The following is a 13,482-nucleotide window of genomic DNA, read 5'->3' on the forward strand; positions in this document are numbered from 1 at the left end:
AATCCTGCTGGCACCTTACCTAAACGTAAACTGCACTGCAACTCTTGTTCCCGTGGCGCAGAAAACCTATGTTATGGCCATGTAACAAAGAGAGGTTGGCAAATGGATATTGCAATTGTGGCGGCAAAGCGGACCCCGATGGGGGCATTTCAGGGGGCATTGGCAGAGGTGACGGCACCTGAGTTAGGGGCCTGTGTCATTGAGGCTGCGTTGCAGCAAAGCGGTCTGCATCCGGACCAGGTCGACGAAGTATTGATGGGCAACGTGCTGTCAGCTGGCGTGGGGCAGGCTCCCGCCAGGCAGGCGATGTTGAAGGCGGGTTTGCCGCCATCCATACCTGCTACCACAGTCAACAAGGTATGTGGTTCCGGTATGAAGGCGGTGATGTTGGCAGCAGATTCCATCCGGCTTGGCGACAACAGGGTGGTGGTGGCTGGCGGCATGGAGAGCATGAGCCGCGCACCCTATCTGCTGGATAACGCCCGTAGCGGTTTTCGGTTGGGGCATCAGCGGGCATTGGATCACCTCTTTCTCGACGGGCTGCAGGATGCCTATGATGGCCAACTGATGGGGATACATGCCCAGCGTAGCGCTGATCAGGCCGGTTTGACCCGCGGAGCCATGGATGAGTTTGCCCTGGCATCGTTGCAGCGTTCCCGTGTTGCCCAGCAGGCGGACTATTTTACCTCGGAGCTGGCGCCTTGCTATCGCGACAGCCGGTTATTGCTGGCAGAGGATGAACAACCAGGTCGTGGGCGGCCGGAAAAGATACCGACGTTGAAACCGGCGTTTGGTAAAGACGGAACCATTACCGCAGCTAATGCTAGCTCCATCTCTGACGGAGCAGCAGCGCTGATATTGATGGATTGCGCCACGGCAGTGGCCCAAAAGATACCCGTCTTGGCACGGATTGTTGGTTATCAGAGTTACGCTGCATTGCCGGCCGAGTTTACCTCAGCGCCTATTGGGGCAATATCCAGGCTACTGGAGCGGCTTGGCTGGTCAGTGGATGGGGTGGATCTGTTCGAGATTAACGAGGCGTTTGCCATGGTAACTATGCTGGCCATGGCAGGATGTGGTATTCCCCATGACAAGGTCAATGTGCATGGTGGTGCCTGCGCGCTGGGGCATCCGCTCGGCGCGAGTGGCGCCCGTATCCTGGTCACTCTAATCTCTGCCTTGCGTCAGCGGGGCGGTAAACGAGGAGTCGCTTCCTTGTGTATCGGAGGGGGGGAGGCAACGGCTATTGCAGTGGAGATCGATTAGTCGCTAGCTTCCATTGCCTGCAATTGCTCGTTGACCCAGGTGGTCGCAGCCAGATAGAGGTGGCTGACTTTCTCCTCGCTCAAGCCAAGCTTGGCCGTTCTGGCTGTGACCCGCGACCAGTTGGCATTCTCGTAGTCTTCGCAAAACGCGAGGTAGAAGCCGAGATTGCCCTTGCGCTCAAGCAGTGCCAGCCGGATGGCATCGATCAGCGGAATGGTGCCGAGCAGCTTGTCCATCGGCTGCTCCATCAGCACATCCAGCAGGGAGAAGAGGCCGGTGATAAAAGCCTGTGGCGCCTGCTGGGTTGGAGCATGAGCATGGGCCAGCAGCTCGCAAAAACGGGCCCTGATCAGCGACATCTGATAGAGTTCGGCACTCTTGCCCTTGCCTGCGCTGGTGGCTGCCACCAGCGAGACAAAACGCTTTAGCTGGGTGTTGCCAAGGTAGATAGCCGCTTGGCGAAATGAGGAGATGGGGTTGGTGTGCCCCTTGAGATGGTTGACGTAGCGAAGCAGTTTGAGGGAGAGGGAGATATCCTGGCTCAGCAACTGCTCGATACGGTTGATGTCAGGCTCGGCCTGATTGACCACGTTAAGCAGTTGCATCACGACGACCTGGGCCGGTTCCATGGTCGCTTGTTTGACCATCTCGGGACGGCTAAAGAAAAAGCCCTGAAATAGCTGGATCCCCATCTGCTTGACCCGCTCGAACTCCGCCTTGTCTTCAACCTTTTCTGCCAGGTAGGTGAGGTTCATGCTCTGGTGGCGCTGAATAAACACTTTGATCTGCAGCAGGGGGGTGGCACGAAGATCAAACTTGATGATGTGGATAAAGGGGAGGAAGCGCTCCCAGTCTGGTGACATGGTGAAGTCATCGAGCGCCAGTGTATAGCCCATGGTGTGGAGCTGTTTGACTTTATCCAGCAGGGCATCGTCCGGTGCGGCATCCTCCAGAATTTCAATCACTACCTTCTCGGGAGGCAGGCACTCTGCCAATCCTTCCAGCAGCAGTGAGTGGGGGAAATTGATAAAGCAGGGACGGCCCCCCAATAGCTGGTCGATATTTTGTTGCAGAAACTGTTCGACCACCAGGCGTGAGGTTGCCTGTTGGGAGGAGATACTCGGAAAGACATTATTCAGGCTATCGCGAAAGAGCAGCTCATAAGCATGAGTGTTGAGATCTCTGTCGAGGATCGGCTGTCTTGCTACGTAGGAATACATGCCTTGCTCCAGTATGGGTACTGGGTTGATTTTATGGTGTTGTACAACACTATGCCAGTCTTGCCACTATTGAGTAAGGCAATAATTGGCATAGTGTTTTCTGTCGCTACAGGTTTTAGAAGAGGTAGCTCATTTGTGCGCCCGCCAGCCAGGCATTTCCTTCAGAGGTGCCCTGGAAGGTGGATGTTGTGATTGGATTACCGGGTTGAAGCTCCATCTTCTCGGTGACATCTACCTTTTTGCCATCGATCATGGCTAGCCCCAGATCAAGGGTCAGGTTGGGGCTGAACTGATAACCCATCCCAAGGCTGTACCAGAGTCGGTCGGCATCCGGGATAGAGATAGTGCGGCGATCAGCTGGCACCGGGCTGGCGTCATAGGCGACCCCGGAACGGAGTTGCCACTGGGGTGTCAGCTGATAGGTCATACCGATAGCATAGCGCCAGCTATCTTCCCAATGCTCATCCTTGATATGCATGCTGGGCAGGGTATCGAGCTCCGCTTCCAGTTGGACAAATTTGCTCCAGTTGGTCCAGTTCAGGCTGCCATGGATTGCCAGGTTGTCGGTTAACTGGTGAAAGGCGGCCAGTTCGGCAGTGGCTGGCAGTGGCAGGTTCAGACTACCAGTATCTTTTAGCTCTCTGCCGCTGGGTGTACCAATGATGGCGTCGCCGGATAATTTCAAATTGAGATCATGGCGATAAGATAAGCCGATCCGTGTTTGTCTGGATAGCTCCAGCAAGGTGCCCACATTCCAGCCCCATGTCCAGCCATCCCCTTGCAGATGTTTGGCGATCAGGTTGCGGGAAGGGAATGTGCCACCGACTTCCCCCTCACCCTGAATGGCGGAAATTCCGCCGCCCACTGACCACATCTCATTGATGCGATAAGCGAGAGCAGTGCCCAAGTCAATGGTCTTGATATCGGAGACATTGCCAAAATGACCTGCGCTGTAGTTATCCGGCATTTTGACGCCAAGGCCGTAGTAGGATGTGGCCGAGAAGCCCAAACGCCACTGTTCATTAAGCGGGATGATGAGATAGGCGTTGGGAACCCAGGCATCTGCTGCGATATCGTGCGCAGTGGCATCGGCGTGGGTCAGCAACCCAGAGGTTTGCCCTTCGATATTGACGTCAGGGCTGACATGAATGGCACCACCCGAGAGTGCCACCTTGTCGAAACGGGTCATGGCGGCCACGTTGCGTGAGAGAACGCTGGCATTGTCCGCGATAGCTGCTTCACCGGCAAAGGCTCGCCCCAAGCCAGTGGCGGACTGTTCAGCCAGCTGGAACCCGGCGGCATGGGCGTGACCCGAGATGACCAGCAGGGCGATGGCTGACGGTCTGATGATAGAGTGCATGGTAAAATCCTTGCTGTTACCCGAAGGTTCAATAGGTCATATGAATGGATGCGGGATTTTATATGGTATGACCAGTAAGGCAACGGCGAGGGGGCAGATTGGGATAAAACAAGATTTAATGCTGGGATAAAGCACTCTAATAGATTGATTAAAAAAGAAAAATAAACACGTGTGTGCTACAGCTGTGCGCTGAAACGCGTTTTATGAATAAAAAAAGAGCGCCTGGTGGCGCTCTTTTTAATCGTTCAGCAATCAGAACTTCATGTTGAACTGGGCTGATGCCAGGAAGGCGTTACCGTGGGAAGTGCCCTGCCAGCGGATGGGATCCGAGTGGCTGGTCAGACCTTCGTTGACATCCACCTTCTTACCATCCAGGTAAGCCATACCGAAGTCAACGCTCATATCGGTATTGATATGGTAGGTTGCACCGGCGCTGTACCAGATACGGTCAGAGTCTGGGATGCTCAGGCTGCGGTATTCAGCTTCGATCGGGGAGTTGTCGTATGCAAAGCCCATACGCGCTTCCCAAGACGGGTTGATATACCAGGTACCACCGATAGAGTAACGGGTGGAATCTTTAAATTTCTCGTCTTTCTGCAGCAGGGTAGCACCGGAACTTGAAGTCGCTTTCAGCTCTTGGAAGGCGCTCCAGTCGGTCCAGTTAACTGAGTAGTGAACAGCAAACTGCTGGTTCAGACGGTGGTAACCGGCGAACTCTGCTTGAGCAGGCAGATCCAGTTTCAGGTTGCCATCGATAGTTTTGCCTCCGAGTCCTCCCGGAATAGCAGTTCTTATGTCATTGCTGTAATCGCCATCAAAACTCATATCAACTTGAGAACGATATGTAAGGGCAAAGCGGTTATTTTGGTTAACTTCATAGAGGGTACCGATGTTCCAGCCAAAGCCCCAAGTATCGCCTTTCATATGTGAAAGACGGCTATCAGCACTCATACCAAGTTTGGTCCCAGCTAAGCCTGCATAGCGGTTCAGCTCTGCCTCTCCATATACGGCATTGATACCGGCGCCAACACTGAAGTGCTCATTGATGCGATAGGCAATGTTCGGGTTGATATTGAAGGTAACTAGCTCGGTGTCACCGGCAGCTGCACCGGCAGGGAAGTTCTTCGGATATTCGGTGGATAGACCGTAGTTGGAGAAGAGTCCGATACCCCAAGCCAGTTTATCGTTGATCGGCTGGATAAAGTAGGTTGCTGGTACAAATGCAGAAGGTGCAATCCCTGACTCGCTGGCAGGGTAAACACCAGCAACTTTACCTTCAACATCTACATCCGGCTTGATATAGGTGCCTGAGACAGAGAAGGTCATCTTGTCAAAAGTAGTCATGGCTGCCGGGTTGCGGGCCAGTACGGAGGCGTTGTCGGCGATAGCCGCTTCACCAGCATAGGCACGACCCAGACCGGAGGCTGAGTGCTCGTTCAACTGGAATGCCGCTGCATGGACTTGACCGGTGGCCAGTGCGATGGTGGCTGCGATCAGGCTCTTCTTAAACATAGTTGTCGTCATGGTATTCTCTCTTGTAGGCAGATTTTTTTGCCGATATTGGCCGCACGTTCAGTACAAACCTCGACAAAATCCGTTTTTATTTCAGCTTCTTCCCAATCAATTCTGGCGTGATTCTATGGATCTGGTAAGAGGTAAGAAATCAGACCAGTGACAGCAGAATACATAAAAGTGATCGATGTGTTAATCATTTGTTTTAACTCGCTGTTTAATTCACCATTTTCAGAGGCTAAAGGCGAATTGTTGAGCTGAATTACTGATCTCTGTCACAAAAATAATTTTGTCCATTTTTCGAAAAATTGAGGCAAATGAGCGACAAAGAGAGGTAAACGGGGATGGAACAGGCAGTGGCTTGCGGCCACTGCCTGTGATTCGGGACTGGTCTGGCTTTGTTAAATGGTCCAGTGCAGGCGTGACTGCAAGGCGTTCGCGACGGGAGCAAGCGGCTCCTTCATCTGGCCAATCAGTACCATATTGGCCCCTTGCAACTGGATTATTTCCCCTTGAAGGGTGCCATCCTCAAAACTTGGTTGCAGGGAGAGTGGCACATGCTTGGGAACCAGAAAGAGGGTCACGGGTCCCATCTTGCCCTGGATCACCATGTGCAATGCCGGCCCCTGATAGAAGGTGCAGTGGTTGACATAGGTCACCTTGAGGCCATCCATGCCGCTCAGGGTCGCGCCATATTTCGCCATCTTGGCGTTGATGCTTTGCAAATTGACCCGTTCATCGACACCCTCGATAAACGGCTCCTCGCCATAGACATGGGCCATCGCCACCTGGGCGAGGGAGAGTGTTTGCTCGGAACTGGCTGGCCAACTTATCCAGCGGGTGCTTACTCCAAGTAGAAAAGCGACGGATGCAGCCATGGCCACGGCCCGCCAATGGCTATTGGGCGAAGTGTTGCTTGCAACATGCCGTGTTTTCTCCTGCTTCACTTCTCTCTGTTGCAGGGCTTGTTTGAGCAGGATCCGCTCTGCCAGTCCTGACGGCGGCTCGACACTCATGGTATGCGCAATGCGTTGTTCGAGAGCTTTCATCTCATCGAGATAGCGTTGGTTGGCAGGATTGGCACAGGCAGCCTCGAGGAAGTCGGGTTGCTGATCGCCGGGCTGGATCATGGCACGACGGCGAAACTCCAGTTCATCCATGTCCATCTCCTTTTGATAATTTCTTCTGCGCCATCGCCTCTCTCAGCTGGTTGCGGGCGCGAAACAGTCTTGTCATCACAGTGTTCTTGTTGAGCCCGAGCAATTCGGCAATGTCGTCACCACTAAATCCGCCCAGCACCTGCAGTATCAGGGGCTCCCGATACTCTTCGGGCAGGCGGGCAATGTGACGATGCAGCCACTCGTTCTCCATCTCCTCTTCGCTGTGCCGCGCATCGGGCTGGGGTTGGGGATGGTTGTCCAGATCCACCAGATCGAACTGTTTGCGCTCGAAACGGCGGGCATTCTCACGCCGCAAAATGGTGATCAACCAGCCTTTGGCTGCCAGATCGTCTTGCAGGGTATCGATACTCTTCCAGGCTCGCAGGAAGGTCTCCTGCACCAGATCTTCTGCGACGTGCGGGTCCCTCACCAGCCAGTAGGCATAGCGATAGATATCTTTGTGCAGCGCATGAACCAGCGCTTCGAATTTGGTTTGTTTGTCAGCCATGGGGTCATAGACCGGCAAAGTGGCCGGATCATTTCCACTTTTATCAGGCTGACCCCGCTTTTTTTTAAAAAAGAGCAATAGGAGTGTCTCCTGTTGTGGAGGCTGCGTTAGCCCCGCAAGGGGAACCGGTGAGCAATCAGGGCAAGTAGCTGAGCGATGCCCGCTGTTTCCGCGTGGCAGAGCTCACAGGAGATTGTGTGCCATGGCACGACCGGCGCCAAGGGGGCAAAGCAGGCGCGATCCAGCTCAGCTTGCCAGCTTTGCAACGGCTCTGTATTGGACTTTTTAGCCCAATCGGATGGAGCGAAAAACGAGAGCCAATGGCGCAGGGCCAGGCGGCTTTGCTCGCTCTGATGGCTGGCAAGGGCTTGTTGCAGACGATAGAAGGCGAGCCAGCGCGGACTGTTACGCCTTATGCCTCGCAGCAGCAGCGCCAGCAATACCCACCAGATGCTCTCGTTGGTCAGAGACTGCGACTCGCCTGCATGTTGCCGGTTGGCTGGCTGGAAAACGAGCTTCGTAGCGGCCAGCTCTGCTTGCTCTATACGACCGCTCGCTGTATTGAACCAGGGCAGGGTGATTGCCGGTAGCAGATACTCTCCTGCCTCGCGGGCCAGCAGGGTTTGGCGCCACTCCCGCTCAAACAGCAATTTGCCCTCCCGATAACGCTCCTGCTGCTGCTCTCCATCCGGGTGAGCCTGCAGCCCGGCGGGGAGCTGCTGTGCCATAAGAGGGGCCAGTTGCACCTGACTGCTGTCGCCATTTTCGAGCGTGATGGTAATGACCCTGATCAGCGGTTCCCCTACGTTGCCTTTTGCCGTGGGCTCTATCCGCTGGGTCAGCTGCAAGCGACTGGCAACCGGCGTTGCGGGAGCTTGATCCACGCGCACCTGAAGGGGTGCTGCTCGGGCAGCAAGGCGCTGCAGTTGGCCTCCGTTTTGGGGCAATTGTCCCTGTAGCCGGGGGGAGTCGATAAGCCAGAGTCCCGCTGCCTTGGCCTGGATCAGCCAGCTGCGAGTCAATCTGCCGGGCAGCCCGCTCTGCACTGGGGGAAGCCACTCATCGCTGCCAAGGCGGCGAATGATGAAATGGGGCGAGTTGAGTTCACTGAGCCCGGGCTGCTGCATGGTGGTGGGGAGCCAGAGCGTGAGCCGATAGATCACTGGCTGACCGGGATAGAGGGGACCCTGATGATCAAGCTGGGCCTCCATCTCCAGTGCGGCTGGGGGAGGTGACGTCGGTAGAGTTGGTTGCGGATTGCGAGGGGTGAGCGTTAGCTCGGGTGTCCACTCGTTGCCAAGCTTGAGCGGAGCTATCGCCATGTCGGCAGGATCATCTGGCTGACTGGTCAGGTGCAACGGGATTTGCCAGCGAGTCAACTGCTGCACCGGGGTGGATACCCGGCTCATGGTAACCCTACCCACAGCAAACTGGCGCAGCAGCGGTGTGATCTCGAGTTCATTGCCTTGGCGAACCCCATCCGCCTCGATCACCAGCAACCAGTCAGCCGGGGTGGCGCCTGGCAGCAGCTCGGCCCTGGGTTGTGCCCAGCCGGGGAGGCTCAACATCATGAGCAGTAGCGAGCAGAACGTATGCTTCACCATGGCTCCTCTACCTTGATCAGCTCACGGCGCAACGCCTCTTTGCGCAGCCGCTGTTCCAGCAAAAGCACTGGCGGCGCAGGGGGCAGTGGCACTGTTTCGGCCGGTGTTTGTTCTGGCTTGCTGGATGCGCTGCTAGGCGTCGCCTCTGCAGGGGTTGCCGACTCACCGCCTTGCAGTAGCGAGAGGTTGTAGAGGGCATCCTCATGGTTTGGTTCAAGGGCTAGTGCGGCCAGATAGGCCTCTTTGGCTGCGGCCAGTTCTCCCAATTGGATCAGCGCATTGCCCCGGTTGTAGTGGGCGGTCGCGCTTGTTTCCTGCTCGTAGGCCGTGACGGCTTGCCGATAATCGCCAGCACGATACCAGGCGTTGCCGCGCCATATCGGGTTGCCGAATGTGCTGGCTGCCAGCCGGTACTCTCCCTTCAGATAGGCTTGCATCGCCTGCTCGTCTGGTGATGGCTGGATGGGGGAGGCTTGTGTCGGGGCAGGCGCCAGTAGTGACCAGCCGATGGTTATTGCAATGAGCAGTTGGGTTCCCACCCGGGCAAGCAGCGCCAGGGGCAGTAGCGGCAACAGCAGCCAGGGGCCGAGATCGCGCGGCGCCGGGGCGAGCGCCACCGTAGTGGTCGGCAGCGGAGCAAAACGGGGAGGCTCGCTACCCAGCCACTGCAGTTCGCCACCCAGCTTGCGCGCCAGGGTAGCCATGGCTTCGCTCTGTGGTGCGGCCAGTTGGGCTGGGGGGCGTGTGGCAAAACCCAGTTCATTGGCCGGAATGGGTGGCATGGCCGCAGGTTCTGCACTACTGGCAAGGAGAATATCGAGTCGTGGGCTATTGCTGTTGTGACAGAAAAGGCTCTCCTGGCAGGGCCACAGCGCGGCAATCGCATCCATCTGTTTGGTACTCAGGCTGTCGGTGATAAGCAGCAGGCGAGCCTGTTCACCGGAGGCAATCTGCTTCATGGCAAGGGCGATGGCTCGGGTTGGGTCACTGCCCTGTAACGGCATGATGTCGGGGCGCAGATCGGGCAGCAGCAGAGCGATGGCTTGATGATCCCGGGTGGGGGGCATGGCGAGATAGGCGTCGCCAGCGTAGAGAACGAGCGCAATTTGGGCGTTGTTGGCACTGCCAAGCAGTTGCTGGAGTTGCAGTCTGACCCGGGTGGCGCGGTCCGGTTTGAGATCGGTAGCCTGCATCGAGCGGGAGAGATCCAGGATCCAGATATCGAGCGGTGTGGCCGGTTGCGCTTGCCACTCACTGCGCAGGGCGGGGCCGCTGAGGGCCAGAATGATCGGCAGCGTCGCCAGCCAGAGCCAAGGGCGAGGCGGTTTGCTCTCTGGCAATAGGTAGGCGCGCATGGCCGGAGACAGCATGGGGGGCTGGCGACGCCGCCGCCATCCCTGCCAGAGCCAGGGGATGAGCGCCAGTAGCCAGAGCGGCCTGAGCAGGATCAGATCCATCGTTTCGTTCTCTGCAACAGGGGGCGGATAAATCGGTTATGTACCCCGCCATGGCCTGCTGGCAGTAGCAACAGCGCGCAGGCCAGCGCCAGCGGCCAGGGATAAAGCTCTGTCACCGGTTGATAGTGGGCGACTGGATGGGCGGTGGGTTCCAGCTGATTGATGGCCTCGTTGATCGCCTCCAGATCGTTTTGGCTACGGGCGCGAAAATAGCGCCCATTGCCAATCTGGGCCAGCTGCTTGAGCAGGGGCTCATCGAGCTCGCTGCTGGGGTCGTTCTGATCTGCGCCAGCGTCATTGAAAGGCTGCACAAAGGTATCGGGATCGGCTCCGACCCCCAGGGTGTAGATACGTATCCCCTGCGCTGCGGCGAGTTTGGCCTCTTGCTCCGGATCGGCAGTGCCTGCGGTATTGCGCCCATCGGTGACCAGCAGCAGCGCCGTCGGACGACCCCGCTCGGCATGCTGGCGTGCCAGCAGGATCGCCTCACCGAGGGCAGTGGTGCGGCCAACCAGATCAAAGTCGAGTTCGTCGCTCAATGTCAGCAGCGCCGGGATCTCCTGGGTCAGGGGCGAGAGCAGGTAAGCGTGATCGGCAAAGACGACCAGCGCGATCCGATCGCCAGCACGCTGGGCGATCAATCTCTTGATTTGCTGGCGAACGGCCGTCAGGCGCGCCAGCTGCTCGCCGCTGTCGAGCATATCCGGGGTGCGCATGCTATCGGAGAGATCGACCGCCAGCAGCAGGTCACGGCTCCCCTGATAGCGTACCACCGGCTCTTCCCACCATTGGGGACGGCAGAGTGCCGCAATCAGGGCGCACCAGATCAGTGCCGCTCGCCACAGCGACATGCCAGCATGGGCGCGCAGCAGGGGAAAGCTGGGGTGAGCAAGATAACCGTGGCGCAGGGACGGCAGGCCGAAGCGCACCAGCAAAGGCAGCACCAGAGCGAGCGCAAACCAGGGCCAGGCAAGAGTCATCGGTCTCTCCTTGCACGGGTTTTTTTCGCCAGTCGTGGCTTGTACAGAAAGCAGGTACGCCCCCAGCGGTAATAGCTCTGTTTGAGCTGTTCACTCTGTTCATGGTCGGGTGACTGATTGCCATACAGCCAACTGCTCCAGTGGTGGGCAAACTGGCTGAACTGGGTACTCCCCTGACGATCCAGAAACGCGAGCCACTCCTCTCCCTGCAACAGGCGAGACTCAGGCCAGCGATGCAGCGCCTCCTGGCGCAGGTTATCCTGGATGCGAGTGATGAGCAGCTGTGGATCGCCCTCCAGCTGCCTGCACCAGCGCCTGTATTGCTGTACTCGCATTGCCAGTCTGATGATCAGTACCAGTAGCAAAACGAGGATCAGGAGCCATAGCAGAGCCTGTAAACGAGGATCGATAAGCTGTTCGCCAATCTCGGGGCCTGGATGAATATCCCGTATCTTGTCCTTCAGCAGTGCGTTCAGGGGCGCGGTAATGGCCTCTGACGCCGGACTGCTGGCCAAGAGTGGAGCTATCCCTGATGACATAACCCCTCCTGCCACTGTTGTTGCAGTGTCCGGCCGTTATCGAGCAGATAGAGCCGCTGTACCAGCGGCAGCAGTTGTTGCCTGCCCAGTTGCAGTTGCTGCTCGGCCGCCTGCTGGTAGCGATGGGCAAAACCGCGGTGCTGGCCATCGAGCCACCCCTGATAGGGGGTTGAGGCCCGTTTGATGGCTACCGGTAGCAAGCCGTTAGGTGGCAACTCGGTCTCCAGCGGATCACGGATCTGCCAGTAGTGAATATCGTGGCGCAGCGCAAGTTGCTGCAGCCGCTGACAGAGCGCTGGTTCGCAGGGGCGGTGATCGGTAATGATGGTCAATTTGGCACCGTGGGGGAGTGTGAATCGCCCGAGGGTGTCGGCCAGAGTCTGGGAAAGCGGCTGGCGGGCCAGCCCCTGCCGGTAGTGATGGCAAAGGAATTCAAGCAGCGGCAGCACGTTGCCCCGCTGGCTCTGGCGATGGGGGTCAACCCCATGGCAAATCAGGGTGTTTTGCTGTTTCTCGTGTCGCCAGATAAGGGCGGCCGCCAGCTCGCAGCCAAGGCGAGCCTTGAGCTGTATGGTGGAGCCGAAATACATAGCGGGGGAGAGATCGAGCAGCAGCCAGTGCGCCTGATCCTGCTCTTCACGATAGAGGCGGGTATATGGACGTCCAAGGCGTGCCGTCACCCGCCAGTCGATATGGCGCACTTCGTCGCCCGCCTGATAGGCGCGCAGCTCGCGAAAGGTGAGCCCGGGGATACGACCCGGTTTGCCACGCTCGGTGCTGCTTCTGCCAGCGCGGGGGGGCATCTTTGCCTTGGCCCAGTAGCGGATCTTGAGCAGCTGTGGCAACGACAGGGCGATATCGGGATGCAGGCCCGGCGCTAGGGACATGGCACCTGATCCAGCAGCTGGGCGATCAGGGTGTCGTTATCCAGATTGTCGGCCAGCGCCTGATAGCTTGGGATAAGGCGATGGCGCAGCACCGGATAGGCTTGCAGCTGGATATCTTCTGGCAGCACGAAATCCCGTCCCGCCAGCCAGGCGCGGGCGCGGGCTGTACGGGCTAGAGCCAGCGTGGCTCTAGGACTTGCCCCCACCGAGATCTGCGGCTCAAGGTCAGGGTAGAGGCCGCTACCTGGGCGGGTGGCGCAGACCAGCTCCACCAGATAGTGCTCCAGTCGGCTTTGCATGGTGACCGCCAGCACTTCGCTGCGAGCTCCTTGCAAGGCGGCCTGACTCAGGGTCACCGGTGCTGCGCCAAGCTGTTCGCCACTGGCATTGAGCTGCAAGATGGCGAGCTCCATGGCCGGGCTCGGATAATCGACTATCAGCTTGAGTAAGAAACGGTCGAGCTGTGCTTCCGGCAGGGGATAGGTTCCCTCCTGCTCGATGGGGTTCTGGGTGGCGGCCACCATAAAGAGCGGCGGCAGCCGCCAGCTCTTTTTGCCAACGGTGATCTGGTGTTCGGCCATCGCTTCCAGCAGCGCCGATTGCACCTTGGCCGGTGCCCGGTTGATCTCGTCCGCCAGCACCAGATGGTTGAACAGGGGGCCGGGTTGAAACACGAAGCTGGCATCCTGCGGGTGAAACACCTCGCTGCCGGTCAGATCTGCGGGCAGCAGGTCGGGGGTGAACTGGATGCGAGCGAAGCGCCCCTCGACAGCACCAGCGAGTGCCTTGACGGCGCGGGTTTTGGCAAGGCCGGGAGCCCCCTCGATTAATACATGTCCTTCACATAACAGGGCGATCAACAGCCCTTCAATGAGCTCATCCTGTCCCAGAATTTGACTGGCAAGATAGCCCCTCAGTTGTTTGAACTCTGCCGCTGCCATGCGATAAACCCGTTGTTTTTATGGAAGTTGATCTTTTTATACTCCAGA

The 13,482-nt window shown here is 57.7% G+C and carries 12 protein-coding genes; 1 reads left to right on the forward strand and 11 read right to left on the reverse strand.

Going from position 1 to position 13,482, the window contains the following annotated elements:
• Nucleotides 1-102 precede the first annotated feature (102 nt).
• Nucleotides 103-1,266 carry a thiolase family protein gene (locus ACE1BR_RS13700; protein WP_374871148.1) on the forward strand — a complete coding sequence of 388 codons (1,164 nt, stop codon included), beginning with the start codon at nucleotides 103-105 and terminating at the stop codon, nucleotides 1,264-1,266.
• On the opposite strand, the gene ACE1BR_RS13705 is transcribed toward ACE1BR_RS13700, so the two are convergent.
• From ACE1BR_RS13705 to ACE1BR_RS13755, 11 genes are all read right to left on the reverse strand, one after another.
• Complete coding sequence (locus ACE1BR_RS13705; protein ID WP_374871150.1) at nucleotides 1,263-2,486, reverse strand: EAL and HDOD domain-containing protein; 1,224 nt, start codon at nucleotides 2,484-2,486, stop codon at nucleotides 1,263-1,265. The two genes, ACE1BR_RS13700 and ACE1BR_RS13705, sit on opposite strands and share 4 nt — an antisense overlap.
• A 115-nt stretch (nucleotides 2,487-2,601) precedes the next feature.
• A complete protein-coding gene (locus ACE1BR_RS13710; protein WP_374871152.1) occupies nucleotides 2,602-3,846 on the reverse strand; it encodes an OmpP1/FadL family transporter in 1,245 nt (414 codons plus the stop codon).
• A gap of 252 nt (nucleotides 3,847-4,098) precedes the next feature.
• Complete coding sequence (locus ACE1BR_RS13715) at nucleotides 4,099-5,370, reverse strand: outer membrane protein transport protein (protein WP_374871154.1); 1,272 nt, start codon at nucleotides 5,368-5,370, stop codon at nucleotides 4,099-4,101.
• A 389-nt stretch (nucleotides 5,371-5,759) separates the two neighbouring features.
• Nucleotides 5,760-6,518, reverse strand: coding sequence for a DUF3379 domain-containing protein (locus ACE1BR_RS13720; RefSeq protein WP_374871156.1), 759 nt, complete (start codon nucleotides 6,516-6,518; stop codon nucleotides 5,760-5,762).
• The gene (locus ACE1BR_RS13725; RefSeq protein WP_374871158.1) at nucleotides 6,511-7,104 is read right to left on the reverse strand and encodes a sigma-70 family RNA polymerase sigma factor; all 594 of its coding nucleotides are present in this window, start codon (nucleotides 7,102-7,104) and stop codon (nucleotides 6,511-6,513) included. The genes ACE1BR_RS13720 and ACE1BR_RS13725 overlap by 8 nt, the downstream gene beginning before the upstream one ends.
• Before the next feature lie 29 nt (nucleotides 7,105-7,133).
• On the reverse strand, nucleotides 7,134-8,597 hold the full coding sequence (locus ACE1BR_RS13730) for a hypothetical protein (protein ID WP_374871729.1): 1,464 nt from the start codon (nucleotides 8,595-8,597) through the stop codon (nucleotides 7,134-7,136).
• A 26-nt stretch (nucleotides 8,598-8,623) separates the two neighbouring features.
• The gene (locus tag ACE1BR_RS13735; RefSeq protein ID WP_374871160.1) at nucleotides 8,624-10,087 is read right to left on the reverse strand and encodes a VWA domain-containing protein; all 1,464 of its coding nucleotides are present in this window, start codon (nucleotides 10,085-10,087) and stop codon (nucleotides 8,624-8,626) included.
• The gene (locus ACE1BR_RS13740; RefSeq protein WP_374871162.1) at nucleotides 10,078-11,067 is read right to left on the reverse strand and encodes a VWA domain-containing protein; all 990 of its coding nucleotides are present in this window, start codon (nucleotides 11,065-11,067) and stop codon (nucleotides 10,078-10,080) included. The genes ACE1BR_RS13735 and ACE1BR_RS13740 overlap by 10 nt, the downstream gene beginning before the upstream one ends.
• Nucleotides 11,064-11,606 carry a DUF4381 domain-containing protein gene (locus ACE1BR_RS13745; RefSeq protein WP_374871164.1) on the reverse strand — a complete coding sequence of 181 codons (543 nt, stop codon included), beginning with the start codon at nucleotides 11,604-11,606 and terminating at the stop codon, nucleotides 11,064-11,066. Before ACE1BR_RS13745 ends, ACE1BR_RS13740 begins: the two co-directional genes overlap by 4 nt.
• Entirely contained in the window at nucleotides 11,591-12,493 is a 903-nt protein-coding gene (locus ACE1BR_RS13750) for a DUF58 domain-containing protein (RefSeq protein WP_374871166.1), read from the reverse strand. The genes ACE1BR_RS13745 and ACE1BR_RS13750 overlap by 16 nt, the downstream gene beginning before the upstream one ends.
• Nucleotides 12,484-13,434, reverse strand: coding sequence for an AAA family ATPase (locus ACE1BR_RS13755; RefSeq protein ID WP_374871168.1), 951 nt, complete (start codon nucleotides 13,432-13,434; stop codon nucleotides 12,484-12,486). Before ACE1BR_RS13755 ends, ACE1BR_RS13750 begins: the two co-directional genes overlap by 10 nt.
• Nucleotides 13,435-13,482: the final 48 nt, after the last annotated feature.

It is taken from the genome of Aeromonas sp. MdU4, from assembly GCF_041929505.1.
GTDB lineage: Bacteria > Pseudomonadota > Gammaproteobacteria > Enterobacterales > Aeromonadaceae > Aeromonas.

Excerpts from the sequence above, each read along its gene's own strand:
- ACE1BR_RS13735 (WP_374871160.1), bottom strand. The coding sequence starts at position 10,087 with ATGGATCTGATCCTGCTCAGGCCGCTCTGGCTACTGGCGCTCATCCCC.
- ACE1BR_RS13750 (WP_374871166.1), bottom strand. The coding sequence starts at position 12,493 with ATGTCCCTAGCGCCGGGCCTGCATCCCGATATCGCCCTGTCGTTGCCA.
- ACE1BR_RS13755 (WP_374871168.1), bottom strand. The coding sequence starts at position 13,434 with ATGGCAGCGGCAGAGTTCAAACAACTGAGGGGCTATCTTGCCAGTCAA.
- ACE1BR_RS13740 (WP_374871162.1), bottom strand. The coding sequence starts at position 11,067 with ATGACTCTTGCCTGGCCCTGGTTTGCGCTCGCTCTGGTGCTGCCTTTG.
- ACE1BR_RS13705 (WP_374871150.1), bottom strand. The coding sequence starts at position 2,486 with ATGTATTCCTACGTAGCAAGACAGCCGATCCTCGACAGAGATCTCAAC.
- ACE1BR_RS13715 (WP_374871154.1), bottom strand. The coding sequence starts at position 5,370 with ATGACGACAACTATGTTTAAGAAGAGCCTGATCGCAGCCACCATCGCA.
- ACE1BR_RS13720 (WP_374871156.1), bottom strand. The coding sequence starts at position 6,518 with ATGGATGAACTGGAGTTTCGCCGTCGTGCCATGATCCAGCCCGGCGAT.
- ACE1BR_RS13710 (WP_374871152.1), bottom strand. The coding sequence starts at position 3,846 with ATGCACTCTATCATCAGACCGTCAGCCATCGCCCTGCTGGTCATCTCG.
- ACE1BR_RS13730 (WP_374871729.1), bottom strand. The coding sequence starts at position 8,597 with ATGATGTTGAGCCTCCCCGGCTGGGCACAACCCAGGGCCGAGCTGCTG.
- ACE1BR_RS13745 (WP_374871164.1), bottom strand. The coding sequence starts at position 11,606 with ATGTCATCAGGGATAGCTCCACTCTTGGCCAGCAGTCCGGCGTCAGAG.
- ACE1BR_RS13700 (WP_374871148.1), top strand. The coding sequence starts at position 103 with ATGGATATTGCAATTGTGGCGGCAAAGCGGACCCCGATGGGGGCATTT.